The organism is Nannocystis pusilla (assembly GCF_026626665.1).
In the GTDB taxonomy this organism is placed as follows: domain Bacteria; phylum Myxococcota_A; class Polyangia; order Nannocystales; family Nannocystaceae; genus Nannocystis; species Nannocystis pusilla.
This window is the reverse complement of record NZ_JAPNKE010000002.1, coordinates 2,533,929-2,548,499: the sequence shown is the minus strand read 5'-3', so window position 1 is coordinate 2,548,499 and position 14,571 is coordinate 2,533,929. Positions and strand designations below refer to the sequence as shown.

14 protein-coding genes are annotated in these 14,571 nt (G+C 71.4%); 5 read left to right on the top strand and 9 right to left on the bottom strand.

Annotated elements, in window-relative coordinates; all coding sequences use genetic code 11:
• Positions 1 to 18 precede the first annotated feature (18 nt).
• The 3 genes from OV079_RS11120 (at position 19) to OV079_RS11110 (ending at position 3,998) form a co-directional block, all read left to right on the top strand.
• Positions 19 to 948, top strand: a complete 930-nt coding sequence (locus tag OV079_RS11120) for a hypothetical protein (RefSeq protein ID WP_267768111.1) — start codon at positions 19 to 21, stop codon at positions 946 to 948.
• A 61-nt stretch (positions 949 to 1,009) separates the two neighbouring features.
• On the top strand, positions 1,010 to 1,453 hold the full coding sequence (locus tag OV079_RS11115) for a hypothetical protein (RefSeq protein WP_267768110.1): 444 nt from the start codon (positions 1,010 to 1,012) through the stop codon (positions 1,451 to 1,453).
• Positions 1,454 to 1,925: 472 nt separating this feature from the next.
• On the top strand, positions 1,926 to 3,998 hold the full coding sequence (locus tag OV079_RS11110) for an MbnB/TglH/ChrH family RiPP precursor modification enzyme (RefSeq protein WP_267768108.1): 2,073 nt from the start codon (positions 1,926 to 1,928) through the stop codon (positions 3,996 to 3,998).
• Positions 3,999 to 4,072: 74 nt separating this feature from the next.
• Here OV079_RS11110 and OV079_RS11105 read toward each other — a convergent pair whose 3' ends face one another.
• Genes OV079_RS11105 through OV079_RS57655 form a run of 5 tightly spaced genes read right to left on the bottom strand, consistent with a single transcriptional unit; the run spans position 4,073 to position 8,192 of the window.
• On the bottom strand, positions 4,073 to 4,984 hold the full coding sequence (locus tag OV079_RS11105) for a hypothetical protein (RefSeq protein ID WP_267768107.1): 912 nt from the start codon (positions 4,982 to 4,984) through the stop codon (positions 4,073 to 4,075).
• Positions 4,981 to 5,850 carry a HEAT repeat domain-containing protein gene (locus OV079_RS11100; RefSeq protein WP_267707387.1) on the bottom strand — a complete coding sequence of 290 codons (870 nt, stop codon included), beginning with the start codon at positions 5,848 to 5,850 and terminating at the stop codon, positions 4,981 to 4,983. Before OV079_RS11100 ends, OV079_RS11105 begins: the two co-directional genes overlap by 4 nt.
• Positions 5,847 to 6,500, bottom strand: a complete 654-nt coding sequence (gene lipB, locus OV079_RS11095) for a lipoyl(octanoyl) transferase LipB (protein WP_267768106.1) — start codon at positions 6,498 to 6,500, stop codon at positions 5,847 to 5,849. The genes OV079_RS11100 and lipB overlap by 4 nt, the downstream gene beginning before the upstream one ends.
• 13 nt (positions 6,501 to 6,513) lie before the next feature.
• Complete coding sequence (locus OV079_RS11090; protein ID WP_267768105.1) at positions 6,514 to 7,863, bottom strand: hypothetical protein; 1,350 nt, start codon at positions 7,861 to 7,863, stop codon at positions 6,514 to 6,516.
• The gene (locus tag OV079_RS57655) at positions 7,857 to 8,192 is read right to left on the bottom strand and encodes an HTH domain-containing protein (protein ID WP_267778508.1); all 336 of its coding nucleotides are present in this window, start codon (positions 8,190 to 8,192) and stop codon (positions 7,857 to 7,859) included. The genes OV079_RS11090 and OV079_RS57655 overlap by 7 nt, the downstream gene beginning before the upstream one ends.
• Between OV079_RS57655 and OV079_RS11080 the strand changes: the two genes are divergently transcribed.
• Positions 8,139 to 8,321 (top strand): hypothetical protein, encoded by a 183-nt coding sequence (locus OV079_RS11080; RefSeq protein ID WP_267778872.1) that lies wholly within the window; start codon positions 8,139 to 8,141, stop codon positions 8,319 to 8,321. The genes OV079_RS57655 and OV079_RS11080 overlap by 54 nt on opposite strands.
• A gap of 11 nt (positions 8,322 to 8,332) precedes the next feature.
• On the top strand, positions 8,333 to 9,322 hold the full coding sequence (locus tag OV079_RS11075; RefSeq protein ID WP_267768104.1) for a D-alanine--D-alanine ligase family protein: 990 nt from the start codon (positions 8,333 to 8,335) through the stop codon (positions 9,320 to 9,322).
• 634 nt (positions 9,323 to 9,956) lie between these two features.
• Here the strand turns inward: OV079_RS11075 and atpC are convergent.
• The 4 genes from atpC to atpA all read right to left on the bottom strand — a co-directional run bounded on the left by atpC (position 9,957) and on the right by atpA (position 14,562).
• Positions 9,957 to 10,376, bottom strand: a complete 420-nt coding sequence (gene atpC, locus OV079_RS11070) for an ATP synthase F1 subunit epsilon (protein WP_267768102.1) — start codon at positions 10,374 to 10,376, stop codon at positions 9,957 to 9,959.
• Positions 10,377 to 10,396: 20 nt separating this feature from the next.
• Positions 10,397 to 12,022, bottom strand: a complete 1,626-nt coding sequence (atpD, locus tag OV079_RS11065) for a F0F1 ATP synthase subunit beta (protein ID WP_267768100.1) — start codon at positions 12,020 to 12,022, stop codon at positions 10,397 to 10,399.
• A 73-nt stretch (positions 12,023 to 12,095) separates the two neighbouring features.
• Positions 12,096 to 13,022 (bottom strand): ATP synthase F1 subunit gamma, encoded by a 927-nt coding sequence (gene atpG, locus OV079_RS11060; protein ID WP_267768098.1) that lies wholly within the window; start codon positions 13,020 to 13,022, stop codon positions 12,096 to 12,098.
• A 1-nt stretch (position 13,023) separates the two neighbouring features.
• A complete protein-coding gene (gene atpA, locus OV079_RS11055) occupies positions 13,024 to 14,562 on the bottom strand; it encodes a F0F1 ATP synthase subunit alpha (protein WP_267768096.1) in 1,539 nt (512 codons plus the stop codon).
• Positions 14,563 to 14,571 lie beyond the last annotated feature (9 nt).

Below are 14,571 nucleotides of genomic sequence, written 5' to 3'. Positions count from 1 at the left end.
GTTGCCGAGGAGTTCTCGATGTCGCGCCGCTTCCCCCGTGCTCTCGTCCTACTCGTCGTCCTCGCCTCCGCGTGTGGCGGCGGCGAGCCAGTCAAGTTGGCGCCCAAGGCCGAGAAGCTCGAGGTCAAGCCGCCGCCGCCGGCCCCGACCACGATGCACCTCGCCATCGACGGCACGAGCGGCAAGCTGGGCTTCGACATGGAGGCCCCGATCGAGAAGATCCGCGGCAAGGTCCCGGCCTCGGCCCTCAGCGGCGAGGTCTGGCTCGAGCCGTCCGACCTCGCCAAGTCACGCGGCCTCGTGCGCGTCGATCTCCGCGACCTCGAGCTCTACCAGCGCACCGCGCCCGAGGCGGGCAAGGAGTTCGGCGAGGAGGTCAAGAACGACACCCAGAACGAGCACGCCCGCCAGTGGCTCGAGATCTCGCCCGACACGCCCGCCGAAGAGCTGGCCAAGAACACGGTCATCGAGTTCGCGCTGACGCGGATCACCGACGCCTCCGTCACGGACCTGTCCAAAGTGACAGGTCCCGAACGCACCGTCACCTTCACCGCCAGCGGCGACTTCCTGCTCCACCAGCGCAAGGCCGAGAAGTCGGTCAAGCTCGAGGCCGTCTTCCGCTACGACGGCGACGCCCTGCGCGAGGTCCACGTCAAGAGCGTCGAGCCGCTGACGATCGGCCTCGACGAGTACGATGTCCGCCCGCGCACCGGCTTCAGCAAGCTGGCCGCCAAGACGCTCGAGCAGCTCTCGCCCAAGGTCGCCAAGGAGGCCGCGGTCTCGCTCGAGTTCGTCGCCCGCCCCGACGGCAAGGCGACGAGCTCCGGCACCCCGACGTCCGGCGCGCCCGGCCCGTCGACGGACCCCAGCCCCGCCGGCTCGACCGCCGCCCCTGCGACCCCATCCCCGCCCGCTGCCGAGCCCGCGCCCGCGCCCGCAGCCAAGTGACCGACGCGCAGCGATCCGACGCGCGTCCATCCCCGTAACGAACGCACAGGAGCACTCAATCATGGATATTCGCACGATCTCCGCCACCCTCGCCCTGCTCGGCTCTGGCCTCACTCTCGGCGGCTGCAACAAGACCCAGACCGACGCCACCGAAGTGCCGGGCAACGCCGGCGCCGCGGGCGAGAAGTCGTGCAAGGGCCACGGGGACAGCGACAAGAGCTGCGGTGGCCACGCCGAGGGCGAGAAGAGCTGCGGCGGCGAGAAGGGCTGCGGCGGCGAGAAGGGCTGCAGCGGCGTGAAGGGCGACACCACCTGCGCCGCCTCGAAGCCGACCGAGACCGCGGCCACCGAGCCCGCGGCCGCCGACCCGGCGACCACCGCCACCGCGACCGCCCCGGCCACGGCCGAAGCGACACCGACCACCACCAAGACCGAGAAGAAGAAGAAGCCGGCCGCCAAGAAGACCAAGGGCGAGGCCGCCTGCGGCGAGGGCACCTGCGGCTGATCGCCGATCTCGCAGGCTGTCCCTTCGACCCGCCCGGGCCCGCACCCGGGCGGTCGTCCGCGTCCGTTCCCTCTGTAGCCTGTCCCTTCGACCAGTCCGCGCGCGCTCCCTGAGTGGTAGCCCGCATCAGTCCGGTCCGTGACCTGTCCCTTCGACCAGCCCGTGCGCGCCCCCCGGCGGTCGTCCACGTCAATCCTGCCAGCGACCTGTCCTTTCGACCAGACTGTCGCACCCGTCCGGTCGTCCGCGTCAGTCCGGCCTGTGACCTGTCCCTTCGACCAGCCCGTGCGCGCCCCCGTCCGGTCGTCCGCGTCAGTTTGGCCTGTGGCCTGTCCCTTCGACCAGCCCGTGCGCGCACCCGTCCGGTCGTTCGCGTCAGTCCGGCCTGTGACCGGTCTCTTCGACCCGATCGTGCACGCACCCCAGCCGTCGTCTGTGACCTGTCCCTTCGACCCGATCGCATGAGGCGACGATGAACCGTCCGACCGGCATCGGCCTCGGCTTGCGCTGGGCGTTCCTCGACGAGGCCTTGGCCGCGCCCGTCGACCCCGCGATCGCGTTCTTCGAGATCTCGCCCGAGAACTACATGCGCCGCGGCGGCTACTTCCCGGCCGCTCTGGCGACCATCGCCGAGCGCCGCCCGCTGCTCACGCACGGCCTCATGCTCAACGTCGGGGCCGCGACCGGCCTCGACGACGCTTACCTCGCCGAGCTGCGCGCCTTCCTCGACGCGCTCGGCGTCGCCGAGCACACCGATCACCTGTGCTGGACGGGCCGCGACGGCGTGTGCCTGCACGACCTCCTGCCGCTGCCGTTCTCCAGGCGCGCGGCTCAGCAGGTCGCCGACCAGATCCGCCGGGCCCAGGACGCTCTGGCGCGGCCGCTCGCGCTCGAGAACATCAGCTACTACGCGGCAGCCGGCGCCCAGCCCGGGGCCGATCGCGGCGCCGCTCTGGCGGCCCGCGAGCTCGAGTTCCTCCACGAGGTGCTCGAGCGCGCCGACGCCGGCCTGCTGCTCGACGTCAACAACGTCGTCGTCAACGCCACCAACCACGGCTTCGACGCCGACGCCTTCGTCGCCGACCTGCCGCTCGATCGCGTCGTCCGCCTCCACGTCGCCGGCGGCGAGGTCCGCCCGCACCTCGGCGGCCTCGTCATCGACACCCACGGCGCCCCGGTGCCCCCAGCGGTGCGGACCCTGATGGGCCGCGTCGTCACCCGCCTCGGCCCCCTGCCCGTCCTCTACGAGCGCGACCACAACATCCCGCAATACGCCGAGCTGGTGGCAGAGGTCCGCGAGCTGGCGGCGATCTACGACGCCGCGCTGGCCGAACGAGCGACCGGGTCGCACGAACATGTCCAGGAGGACTCCACGGCGAGTCAAGCGGAACATGTCCTCAAAGACATGCGGTCGGGTCCTCCCTCGGCAGCCGGGCATGTCACGCTCGAGCTCGCCACGGCAGGTCGTACCGAGCATGTCCTCAGGGACATGTGGCCCGCTCCTCCCTCCGAGGCCGAGCAGGTCGCGCTCGAGCTCGCCACGGCACGTCAAACGGAACACGCCCGCGGGGACATGCGTCCAAAATATCCCGCGGCTGCCATGCAACCCGTGCTCGAAGATTGCACGGCGAGTCACTCGGCACATGTCCCCGAGGACATGCATACCGCCGGCCTCCCGCAGACCGCCGGCACCTCACCGGGGCTTGAAACCTTCGAGCCCGACGCGAGCCCCGACCTCGACGACATTCAGCGCGCGCTCTCCCGGCTGATCGTCGACCTCGACCTCGATCCGGGCACGGGCGCCGAGCTGTCCGAGTTCTTGCGCGAGCGGGGCGTCGGTCCGGCGGCCATCGCTTCGCTGGCCGGGGTCGACCCCGAGCGATTGCTGGTCTACCGCCAGCTCATTCGCCGCCAGGTGCGGGGCGTGCTCGCCGACCTGTTGCCGCGCACCGCTGCGGCCCGCGGCCAGGCCGTCTTCGACGCCGACGCCGACGCCTGGCTCGCCGAGCTCGGCCCGCGCTCTCGCCTCCTCCGCGACCTGCCCGGCGAGTTCGCCACCTGGGCAGCACCTCGCTGGTCGATCGAACATGTCCCCGCGGGCATGCCCCAAGCGCCAGCCTGGCTCGGCGACCTCGCGCGCCAAGAGCTCCTGACCCACGAGGTCGGAGCTGCGCCGCTGCGCCCGCCTGCAGACCCGCGCCCCTTCGCCCTCGACGCTCGCCTCGAGTTCGATCCGAGCGCACGTCTGGGTCGATTCGACTTTGCCGTTCACGAGCTGACGGACGAACCCGACGCCGCCCCCCGCCGGGAGCCGACCGCCCTGCTGCTCTACCGCGACCGCGAGCACGCGGTCCGCACCCTGCACCTGAGCCCGCTGGCCGAGGCCTTGCTCGACGCGCTGCTGGTCCGCGGCACCACCGTCGAGCAGGCCGTCCGCGAGGCTGCTGCGGCCACCGGCAGCGCGCTCGACGGCGAACTCCTCGGCCGCGTCAGCGTGCTGTTGGCCGACCTCGGCGAACGCGGGGCCGTCCTCGGCGCTCGCTGAATTTTTGCAGAGGCGCCGTCGTTCGTCCGCGCCCCGGAGCCGCTGGCGAGGACCGCCGCAGCCAGGCTCCCGGGCTACCAGTGAAGTCCGAGCTGCAGCGCGCCCTGCAGCGCGTGGCCGACTTCCCAGTGCGCCGGGGTGATGCCGTCCTTCGGCATGTTGAGCGCGATCATCCGGTACACGGTCGTGAAGCCGATCGTCACCTGGCTCGACACCCACGCGTCGAAGCCGAGGCCGGCGCGGATCTGGGCCCCGTGAAGGACGTCGCCGAGCGGCATCTTGGCGCGGGCGTAGCCGACGCCGAACTCGAGCAGCGGCTGGAAGCGCTTCTTCAGGAAGTATACCCGGACGAACACCGGGTCGAAGAAGAACATCCCGCCGTTCTTGATGGTCTTGTCGGTGGTGCCGGGCAGCGTCGTGCGGATGCTGGTGTGCGTCTGACCCGACAGGCCCATGCCGAAGCCGAGGCGGTTGTTGAGGCGCACGCCGAAGTCGAAGCCGCCGCCGATCGTCAGCAGCGTCGGCCGGGCCGGCTTGTCGCCGCCGATAGGTCCCGTGATGAGGAGCCGCGGCGCGATCCAGAAGCGGCCGCGCCAGGAGTCGCGCCGGATCTTCGCTGGATCGGCCGGGGCCGGCGGCGCCGGCAGAGGCTCGACCTGACGCCCGCCCCAGTCGAACGAGGGCGCGGCGCCCGGCGCCGACGGAGTCGCGGCCGCTCCGGTCGAGGGCGCGGGGGTCGGCGGCGCAGAGACTGGCGGGGCGACTGGCGGGGGCGTCGCGGACGGCGGCGGCACCGGCACACCGGCCTCCGGCGTCGCGCTCGGGGTCGCCACGGTCTCGGGAGCAGCGGGCGCGGGAGCAGCAGGCGCGGGAGCCGAAGCTGCAGCCGGTGCGGGTGCTGGTGAGGGCTCCTGCGCCCGGGCCGGCGTCGCGGCCAGCACGCCGGTGAGACAGATCAGGACCGCACGGATGTGAGCGAGCGTCATTGCCGGTGCCCTCGCGCTAACTTCGGAAGATCTACACCACGCGGGACCTCCGCGGCACTCGGCGGCTTTCCGGACAGCGCCGATGAAAGCGCACGCTCCGCCTCCGCGCGCAGCTCGGGATCATCCTCGTTGGCCGCCGCGAATCGCAGGAAACCGACGGCATCGGTCCCGCCGAGGCGCGCCAGGGCCCGATAGGCCTCGCGCGTGGCCCCTGGGTCCAGACGATGCACCTCGCGCACGATCGCCGCAGCGTGGTCGAAAGTCCCCACCGTGCCGAGGACGTCGAGCACCGCCATGCGCACGCGTGTGTCCTCGCTGCGCAGGAGCGGCAACAGCCGGCCGGCGTGTTCCCTCGCTTCGCGGTCGCTCACGTAGCGGAGCGCCACCAGGATCTGCGACGGCTCGCCGGACGACAGCAGCACCTCGAGCCCGCTGGCGTCGCCGCGGGCCAGCCGACACTGCGCCTCGAGCCCCGTGATCGCCCGTCGCGCCGCCTCCGCCAGCGCCTCGGGTGACGGGCGGAACGCGTCGGTGCCGGCCGAGGCCGAGCTCGTGATCGCCGACACCGCGAACTTCGAGCGCAGGTCGTCGGGCACTGCCATGCCCACGTGGAGGATCCACGGCGCCTCGGCGGCCTCACGGGTCAGCGTCGCCTCGCCGTGGACCGTGGAGCCGGACGCGCCGTCCGGGGCGAAGATCGCGCTGTCGCGCAACGCGACCTGCAACGCCTCCGACACCGGGCTCTCGAGGTCTGCGGCCTCCCCCGGCAGCGCCAGGCTCAGCCGTACCGGGTAGCGGCCGCCGTCCGATTCACCGCACGCCGAGGCGAACAGGACGAGGGCGAGCGCCGCGCGGAGTCGGATCATCGTCGATCGCTACCATACCCCTCCACGCCCTCCCAGACCAGCGGCAGGCCCAACTGCGCCGCGTAGACGGCCGCGAAGCGGCGTGCGGCCGCCTCGATGGAGGTCGCTCGCCCGCCGACCGCGACCGCGCTGGTCACGGTCACGCCGTGCAGCCCGCACGACACCAGCGCGCCGAACAGCTCGGGGTCGACCGCGAGGTTGATCGAGATCCCCTGGACCGCCACGCCACGGCTCACGTGGATCCCGATCGACGCCAGCTTCTCGGATCCGCGCCACACGCCTGGGTGCTCCATGCGGAACTCGCAGCCGTCGACCCCGAGCTCGCCGAGGACCGCGATCGCCACGTCTCCGAGGCGCACGATGTGCTCGCGGATCCGCCGGCCCACCGCCACGATCGGATAGGCCACCAGCTGCCCCGGCCCGTGCAGCGTCACTTCGCCGCCGCGCGGCGCCTCGCAGACCGTCACGCCCGCGGCCGCGCGCTGCTCCTCCGACCACAGGATGTCCTCGCGTCGGCCGCGGCGGCCCAGCGTCAGCACCGGCGGGTGCTCGACCAGGAACAGCACCCCGGGCTCGCCCGCGATCACGCGCTCGCGCGCAGCCAGCTGCAGCGCCAGCGCCTCTTCGAAGCCCATGCGGCCGAGCCACACGGCGCGCAGTGATTCAGGTGTCGAGGCCACTGATCGACTCGAGCACGGTCGGATCGAGCGCGCCGATCGCCACCGGCAACGGGCTGATGCCGACGCCCTGGGTGCGCAGCCACGCGGCGAGTTCGCTGGCCGTGACGACTCGGGCGTCGCCCCACGGCGCCTCCGCCGGAGCGTCCCCCATGCAGAAAACCAGGCAGCCGCTCGCCTGCGTCCGCTCGAGATCGCCCGCCCACGCCGACGCGTCGATCCCCGCGCGACGCGGCAGGATCAGCGCCAGCAGCTTCGGATTCGTCTCCTCCTCCTCGGACTCCGAGTCGGGCTCGCCCTCGACATCGCCGATCACGAGCTTGGCGATCCCGCGGCTCGGGGGCAGCGTCGCCAGTACCGGGTAGCCCTCGCGGGTCAGCCAGATCCGTGCGACGGCCTCGAGGCCTCGCGGCCCAAGCGTCTGCAACCACTGCACGAACGCGTTGGCGATCTCGTTGTTGAGCGCGGCGATGGCGGCGTGCAGCGCCTGCTCGGCGGCGGTGACCGCCGGGGGCACGCGGCTCGCGTGCAGTTGATAGCGCGCGTCGCCGCGGGCGATAAACCGCGACGCGCGGCCGCCGTGGCGGATGTCGAGCAGGATCGCGGCCGTCACGGCGCGCTCGATCTCCGAGATCTCGCCGCCGAGCACGCCCATGCCGGCGAGGGTCTCGGCGATCTGGCGGATGTGCAGCGAGCGCGGCCCGGCGTCGGTCATCACCTGCGCGACCTGCTGCAGCAGCGACTCCGAGGCCTCGTCGCGGACCGTGCGGAGCTCGTTCAGCCCGCCCTCATTGCGGCGACCACGGCGGCGACGACGGCGACGGCGGCGACCCGGGCGATCCTCGTCGTCGCTCGCGGCTTGCGGCGGGGGCTGCGTCTGCTGCTGTTGCTGTTGCTGCCGCGGCGGCGGGGCGCCGATCGGGCCCGGGCGCCGCAGGCTGCGGTGCTCGACCGCCGGCGGGCTCGCGGGCGGCGGCGGCGGAGGAGGACGCTGCATGCTCTCCAGCTCGGTGCGCAGCTCGGGACGCTCCTCGGCGAGCCGCGACATCGCGTTCGCCATCACCACCGCCACGTCCGTGACGCCGTCGAGGCCCGCGCCCTTGGGCGCCTCGAACTCGAGGTTAGGGGTCACGCGCTGCAGCACCTCGGCGCGCTTGCCGGTGTCGACCCCGCGGCGGCTCGGCTTGATCGCCACCTGTTGCGGGGCCGGAGCTTCGCCGCGGACGCCGAATCGATCTCGCCGCCGGCGACGGCGTCGACCGCCGCCCTCCTCGGTCGTCCCTTCCTCGGCGCCCTCGCTCGTCTCTTCCTCGTCACGGGAGTCTTCGGTCAGCATCGGATTCGCTTCAACTTTTGGCTGCAGAGCTTCGACATCGTTCGACTTCTTCGCGGGAGGCGGCGGCGCCTCGAAGGGCAGCTCGAGGGTCGGCGGAGGGGCCGGTGGAGGGGCCGGCGGAGGGGCCGGGGCCGGCGGCGGTTCGGCCGCGGGCGGCGGCGTGGCGCCGGGGCGCAGCTGAAGTAGCCCGGCTTGCTGCGCACGAGCAGCGCGCTGTCTCCGCGGACGGCCGCGTTGAGGCTCGCCTGCATCGCTGCGACCGGATCACGACCCACGTGCGAGAGCAGATTGCGATCGACGGCTCGCTTCACGATCTCGGAGAAGTGCAGTGGTTCGGGCTCGTGGCGGAGGACTTCGATCGCAGCTTCAAGGAAGGTCATGTGTACGACTGCGGCGCGCCGGGCGACGGCGACGGAGAGTTGTGCAGAAGATTGCGTGACGAGGTCGGAGTCTGCTAGCCGCGGACGACATGCGTGCGCACAACGTCGGCGTCCTGATCTCGACCGCCACCGCTCGCTCGGTGGGCGCGGACAATGATAGCCAAATCGACCGCGAAAGTGGCAGCGATCTTGCGGAAGCGCTGGGCCGGCTCGGCCTCGTGCCCGTCTCGCTGACCGCCGACGACGCGCTCGACGTCACCCTGCGGCGGACCCGCCTGCGCGCCTGCTTGCTCGCCGCCCACGGCCTCGCCGGCGGGCTCGGCCGGATCCAGGCCCTGCTCGAGCTGCGCAAGATCCCGTTCGTCGGCCCCTCGGCGCAGACCACCGGCCTCGCCTACGACAAGCTGCGGGCGCGCCAGATCTTGGCCTATCACAGCCTCCCGGTCCCCACCACGCTGGCCCTCGGCGGCGCACAGCCCCCCAGCCGTCACGACCTCGGCCTGCTCGGCTGGCCCTGCGTCCTCAAGCCCCGTCGCGGCAGTCACGCGGCCGGGGTGCGCCTGTTGACCGACGCCGACGCCGTCGCCGGTGCCACCGAGGTTGCAGATGGCGAGGGCGAATTCCTGCTGGAGCGGGCGGTCCTGGGCCGCGAAGTCCAGGTCGTGCTGCTGCACGGCAAGGTCCTGGGCGCGATGGAGGTCGTGCGCGAGGCCGACGACCTGGCGCAGATCCGCGCCATGACCTGCCCGCCCGGCCTCACCCGCAGCCAGCTCAAGGGCATCGGCAACCTCGCCGAGCACGCCACTCGCGCGCTCGGCCTGGTTCGCGGGGCCGCGCGCGTCGACATCCTGGTCCACCCGCGCCACAACGAGGTCATCCTCGAGGCCGAGCCCTGCCCCGACCTGCGCCGCGCCGGCGTGGTCGCCCGGGTCGCCCGCGCCGCCGGCCTGCGCTACGAGGCCCTGGTCCAGGAGCTCCTGCGCGGGCTCGTGGACGTGCCCGAGCGCGTCGCCCCCGCCCGCAGCGTCCGCCGCGCCCCGGCCCCGGTCGTCGAGGCCTCGCCGGCCGCGCTGCAGTGACCTGTCCCGCGGGACCTGCTCCCGCGGACCTGTTCTTTCACGCCTGTCGCAACGAACCTGCCCCCGAAGACCTGTCTGAAAGGTCTTGCGGGGGCTCGCTCGTGTCTGCCCCGCGAGCCGCGACTTGCTCGTCCTCCCGCGGCTCCCGACGACACCCCACGAGCACCGGCGACACGCTCATCGCGCGGCGCCATCGATGGCATCGGAACGCGACTCGGCCGCCCTCCCGCGGCTCCCGACGACACCCCACGAGCACCGGCGACACGCTCATCGCGCGGCGCCGTCGGAACGCAAGCCGTGGGAGCCTTGGACTTGCGGGGCTGTCTCCGCCCTTCGTCGGGCGAGACTCCGCGCGCACCGGCTCGTCCCCTCGGCTCATCGGGCCCAGGGCGCACGACCGGCAGTGACTGCGGCGCTCGCTCGACCTGACTCCTGCTCGTGTCAGCCCATCGAATTCCTCGGCCGAGGCGCAGGACGGGAAGCATCGAGGTCTTCGACCGAGCGGCGCGCGACGAGCCGCTCGATCCCGTCGAGTCGAGCTGCGTTGCCGAGCGAGAGCCGCGGCCGCACCCCGAAGCAAAGAGACCGCGGCGAGTCGCCTCGCGCGCGGTCTCTGCGTTCGCCTCGCTACCCTTCAGGGCTGGGTCGCGCGGATCTGGGCCTCGAGCCAACCTTGCTCGGTGACCAGCTTGCGGTGCTCGGCCGCGTCGATCGAGCCGAGGTCGTGCGACAGCTCGGCCTGGACGCGCTTGAGGTCCTCGCGGGCCTTGTTCGCGTCGATCTCGGACACCTCGAGCGCGCGCTCGACGAGGATGACCACGCGGTTGTCGCGGGTGACCTCGAGGAAGCCGGCGCCGACGGCGATCCGGACCGACTCACCGCCGTCGCGGAAGCGGACCACGCCGGGGACGACGGGCGTGATGAACGGGACGTGCTCGGGCAGGACGCCGAGCTCGCCGAGGAGGCCGGGGACTTCGACCCCGGGGACCACCACGCCGTGGCGCTTGGGGCCCAGCGGCGTGAGGATGTCGAGCTGAATCGTGGTCTCGGCCATGGTGGTGGGTTACTCCCGGCTCAGCCGGCGGCCTTGGCCTTCTTGGCCTCTTCGTCCGCCAGGCGCTTGGCCTTGGCGATCGCGTCGGCGATGCCGCCGACCATGTAGAACGCGTCCTCGGGCAGGTTGTCGTGCTTGCCCTCGACGATCTCGCGGAAGCTCTGGATCGTGTCGGCGAGCTCGACCTGGACGCCGTCGTTGCCGGTGAACACCTTGGCGACGTCGAACTGCTGGCTGAGGAACTTCTGGATCTTGCGCGCGCGGGCGACGGTGAGCTTGTCCTCTTCCGAGAGCTCGTCCATGCCGAGGATCTTGATGATGTCCTGCAGCTCCTTGTACTTCTGGAGGATCTGCTGGACCTTGCGCGCGGTCTCGTAGTGCTCCTTGCCGACGACCTCGGGGGTGAGGATCGTGCTCGTCGAGTCGAGCGGGTCGACGGCCGGGTAGATGCCGATCTCGGTCAGCGCGCGGCTGAGCACCGTGGTCGCGTCGAGGTGGATGAACGCGGTCGCGGGCGCCGGGTCGGTGAGGTCGTCGGCGGGCACGTAGATCGCCTGCACCGAGGTGATCGAGCCCTTGCTGGTGGTCGTGATGCGCTCCTGGAGGCCGCCCATCTCGGTCGCCAGGGTCGGCTGGTAACCGACCGCGCTGGGGATACGACCGAGGAGCGCCGACACCTCGGAGCCCGCCTGCGTGAAGCGGAAGATGTTGTCGATGAAGAGCATCAGGTCCTGGCCCATCTCGTCGCGGAAGTACTCCGCCTGGGCCAGGGCGCTCAGCGCCACGCGGGCGCGTGCGCCCGGGGGCTCGTTCATCTGGCCGTAGACCAGCGCGACCTTGCTGTGCTCGCTGTCGACCTTGTGGACCTTGCGGGTCTTGTGGTCCCAGTCGGCCTTGATGACGTCGGACTCCATCATCTCGAAGTACAGGTCGTTGCCCTCGCGGGTGCGCTCGCCGACGCCGGCGAACACCGAGTAGCCGCCGAACTTCTTGCCGACGTTGTTGATGAGCTCCATCAGGAGCACCGTCTTGCCGACGCCGGCGCCGCCGAACAGGCCGATCTTGCCGCCGCGGCGGTAGGGCGCGAGCAGGTCGATGACCTTGATGCCGGTGACCAGGACCTCGGCCTTGGTGCTCTGCTCGGTGAACGGCGGGGCGTGGCGGTGGATCGGGCGGAACTCGCTCGCCTCGATCGGGCCCTGCTCGTCGACCGGGTCGCCGGTGACGTTCATGATGCGGCCCAGCACGCCCTTGCCGACCGGCATCATGATCGGCTTGCCGGTGTCGCGGACGTCCATGCCGCGGACGAGGCCGTCGGTGGTGTCCATGGCGATCGTACGCACCGTGCGCTCGCCGAGGTGCTGCGCGACCTCGAGGGTCAGGTTGTCGACCCCGTCGTTGATGCGCGGGTTGGTCACCTTCAGCGCGGTGAACACCTCGGGCAGCACGCCGGAGAACTCGACGTCGACCACGGGGCCGATGACCTGCGTGATCTTGCCGGTGTTGACGCCGGGCGTCGCGCTCTGCGGCGGGGTGCCGCTCGCCGGCTTGGCGCCGCCGAGGAAGGACGCGGGGGTGTTGAAGATGCTGCCCTTACCCAGGGGGTTGGACGGCGGGTTGGACGGCGGAGGCGGCAGATTCGACATGGTGCTCCGAGGCGGCCCGGCGGGCCGAGAAGACTGGCGGAATTTCGAGAGGCGCTCGGGCCTGCTGGCCCGTCTAGCCCTTGAGGGCCTCGGCGCCGCCGATGATCTCCATGAGTTCCTTGGTGATCGCGGCCTGGCGCTCGCGGTTGTAGAACAGCGTCAGCTCGCGGATGAGCTGGGTCGCGTTGTCGGACGCCGCGTCCATCGCGGTGCGACGGGCGGCGATCTCGCCGGCGATCGAGTTGAAGAACGCCTGCTGCAGCCGCGACTCGACGGCGATCGGCAGCAAGTGCCCGAGCAGCGCGTCGCGCCCGGGCTCGAGCACCGGCAGCACGCGCTCGTCGTTGACGACCTCGCGCGACTCGAACGGCAGCAGCACCTCGATCTTCGGCTGCTGCGTCAGCACGTTCTTGAAGTAGTTGTACGCGAAGTACACCCGGTCGACCTGCGGCAGCTCGGTGTCGCCGCCCTCCTTGCCGCCGGTGAACATGGCCATGACCTCGGCCGCGACCATCTTCGCCTTGACGACCAGGTCGCCGAGCGTCGGCGCGTCGTGGTGCCGGACCGTCCTCTGCCCGCTGTGCTGGAAGAAGCTGCGGCCCTTCTTGCCGACCGTCAGTAGCACGACGTCGTTGCCGGCCTCGCGCTCCTTGCGGATGAAGTTGCCGACCGCGCGGTTGAGGTTGGCGTTGAAGCCGCCCGCCAGGCCGCGGTCCGCGGTGATGTGGACGATCACCACGCGACCGTTGCCGCTGCGCTTCAGCAGCAGCGGGTGCGCCGCGTCCGCCTCGCCGGCCTCGCCCTCGCCTTCCCCGCTGCCGAGGCTGGCGACCAGCGAGCCGACCACCTGATCGAGACGCTCGCCGTACGGCCGCGCCCCCATCGCCGCCTGCTGCGCCTTCACCAGGCGCGCCGCGGCGATTCGGCTCATCGCCGAGGTGATCTTGCGCGTGTTCTTGACCGACGTGATCCGGTTCCGGATCTCCTTCAGGTTGGCCATGTCATGCCTTCTGCTTGCGCGCGGGGTCGCGGAGGTACTCGGCCTTGAAGGTCTTGATCGTCGTCTCGAGCAGGTTGTCGAGCTCGACCAGCTCCGTCTTGCTCGAGGCCTTGTTGGCCTGGTCGAGCACGTCGGCGCGGTTGTCCTTGATCCACGCGTGGAGCTTGCGCTCGAAGTCGCGGACCTCGGACAGCTCGAGCTCGTCGAGGTGCCCGCGGGTGCCGGCGAAGATCGAGATGACCTGCTGGGCGACCGAGAGCGGCTGGTACTGGTCCTGCTTGAGCAGCTCGGTGAGCCGCTGGCCGCGGGCCAGGGTGTCGCGCGTGGCCTTGTCGAGGTCGGACGCGAACTGCGAGAACGCGGCCAGCTCGCGGTACTGCGCGAGGTAGAGGCGCAGCGGACCGGCGTAGCGGCGCATCGCCGCGACCTGGGCCGCACCACCGACGCGCGACACCGAGATGCCGACGTTCACCGCGGGACGGATGCCCTGATAGAAGAGGTTCGACTCGAGGAAGATCTGGCCGTCGGTGATCGAGATGACGTTGGTCGGGATGTACGCCGACACGTCGCCGGCCTGCGTCTCGATGATCGGCAGCGCCGTCAACGAGCCCGCGCCCTCGGCCTCGGACAGCTTGCACGCGCGCTCGAGCAGGCGGCTGTGGAGGTAGAACACGTCGCCCGGGTACGCCTCGCGGCCCGGCGGGCGGCGCAGCAGCAGCGACAGCTGGCGGTACGCGACGGCCTGCTTCGACAGGTCGTCGTACACCAGCAGCGCGTGGCCGCCGCGGTCGCGGAAGAACTCGCCCATGGTCACGCCGGTGTACGGCGCGAGGAACTGCAGCGGCGCCGACTCGGACGCGGTCGCGGCGACGACGATGGTGTAGTCCATCGCGCCCTCGCGGCGCAGACGGTCGACCACCATGGCGACGGTCGACTGCTTCTGACCGATCGCCACGTACACGCAGACCATGTTCTGGCCCTTCTGGTTGATGATCGTGTCGATCGCGATCGCGGTCTTGCCGGTCTGGCGGTCGCCGATGATGAGCTCGCGCTGGCCGCGGCCGATCGGGATCATCGAGTCGATGGCCTTGAGGCCGGTCTGCATCGGCTCGTGCACCGACTTGCGGGTGATGATGCCGGGGGCCTTGACCTCGACGACCTTCATCTCGACGCCGGTGAGCGGCGCGCCGCCGTCGATCGGCTCGCCGATCGCGTTCACCACGCGGCCGATCAGCGCCTCGCCGACCGGCACGCTCATGATCTGCTTGGTGCGCTTGACGGCGTCGCCCTCTTTGATGAGCTGGTCGTTGCCGAGCAGCGCGACGCCGACGTTGCCCTCCTCGAGGTTCAGGATCATGCCCTTCACGCCGTGGGGGAACTCGAGCAGCTCGCCGGCCATCGCCTGGTCGAGGCCGTACACGCGGGCGATGCCGTCGCCCACCGTCAGGACGGTGCCGGTCTCCTCGACGGAGACCTTGGTCTCGTAGCCCTGGATCTGCTCCTTGATGATGCGGCTGATCTCGTCGGCTCTGATATCCATGGTGCGCTC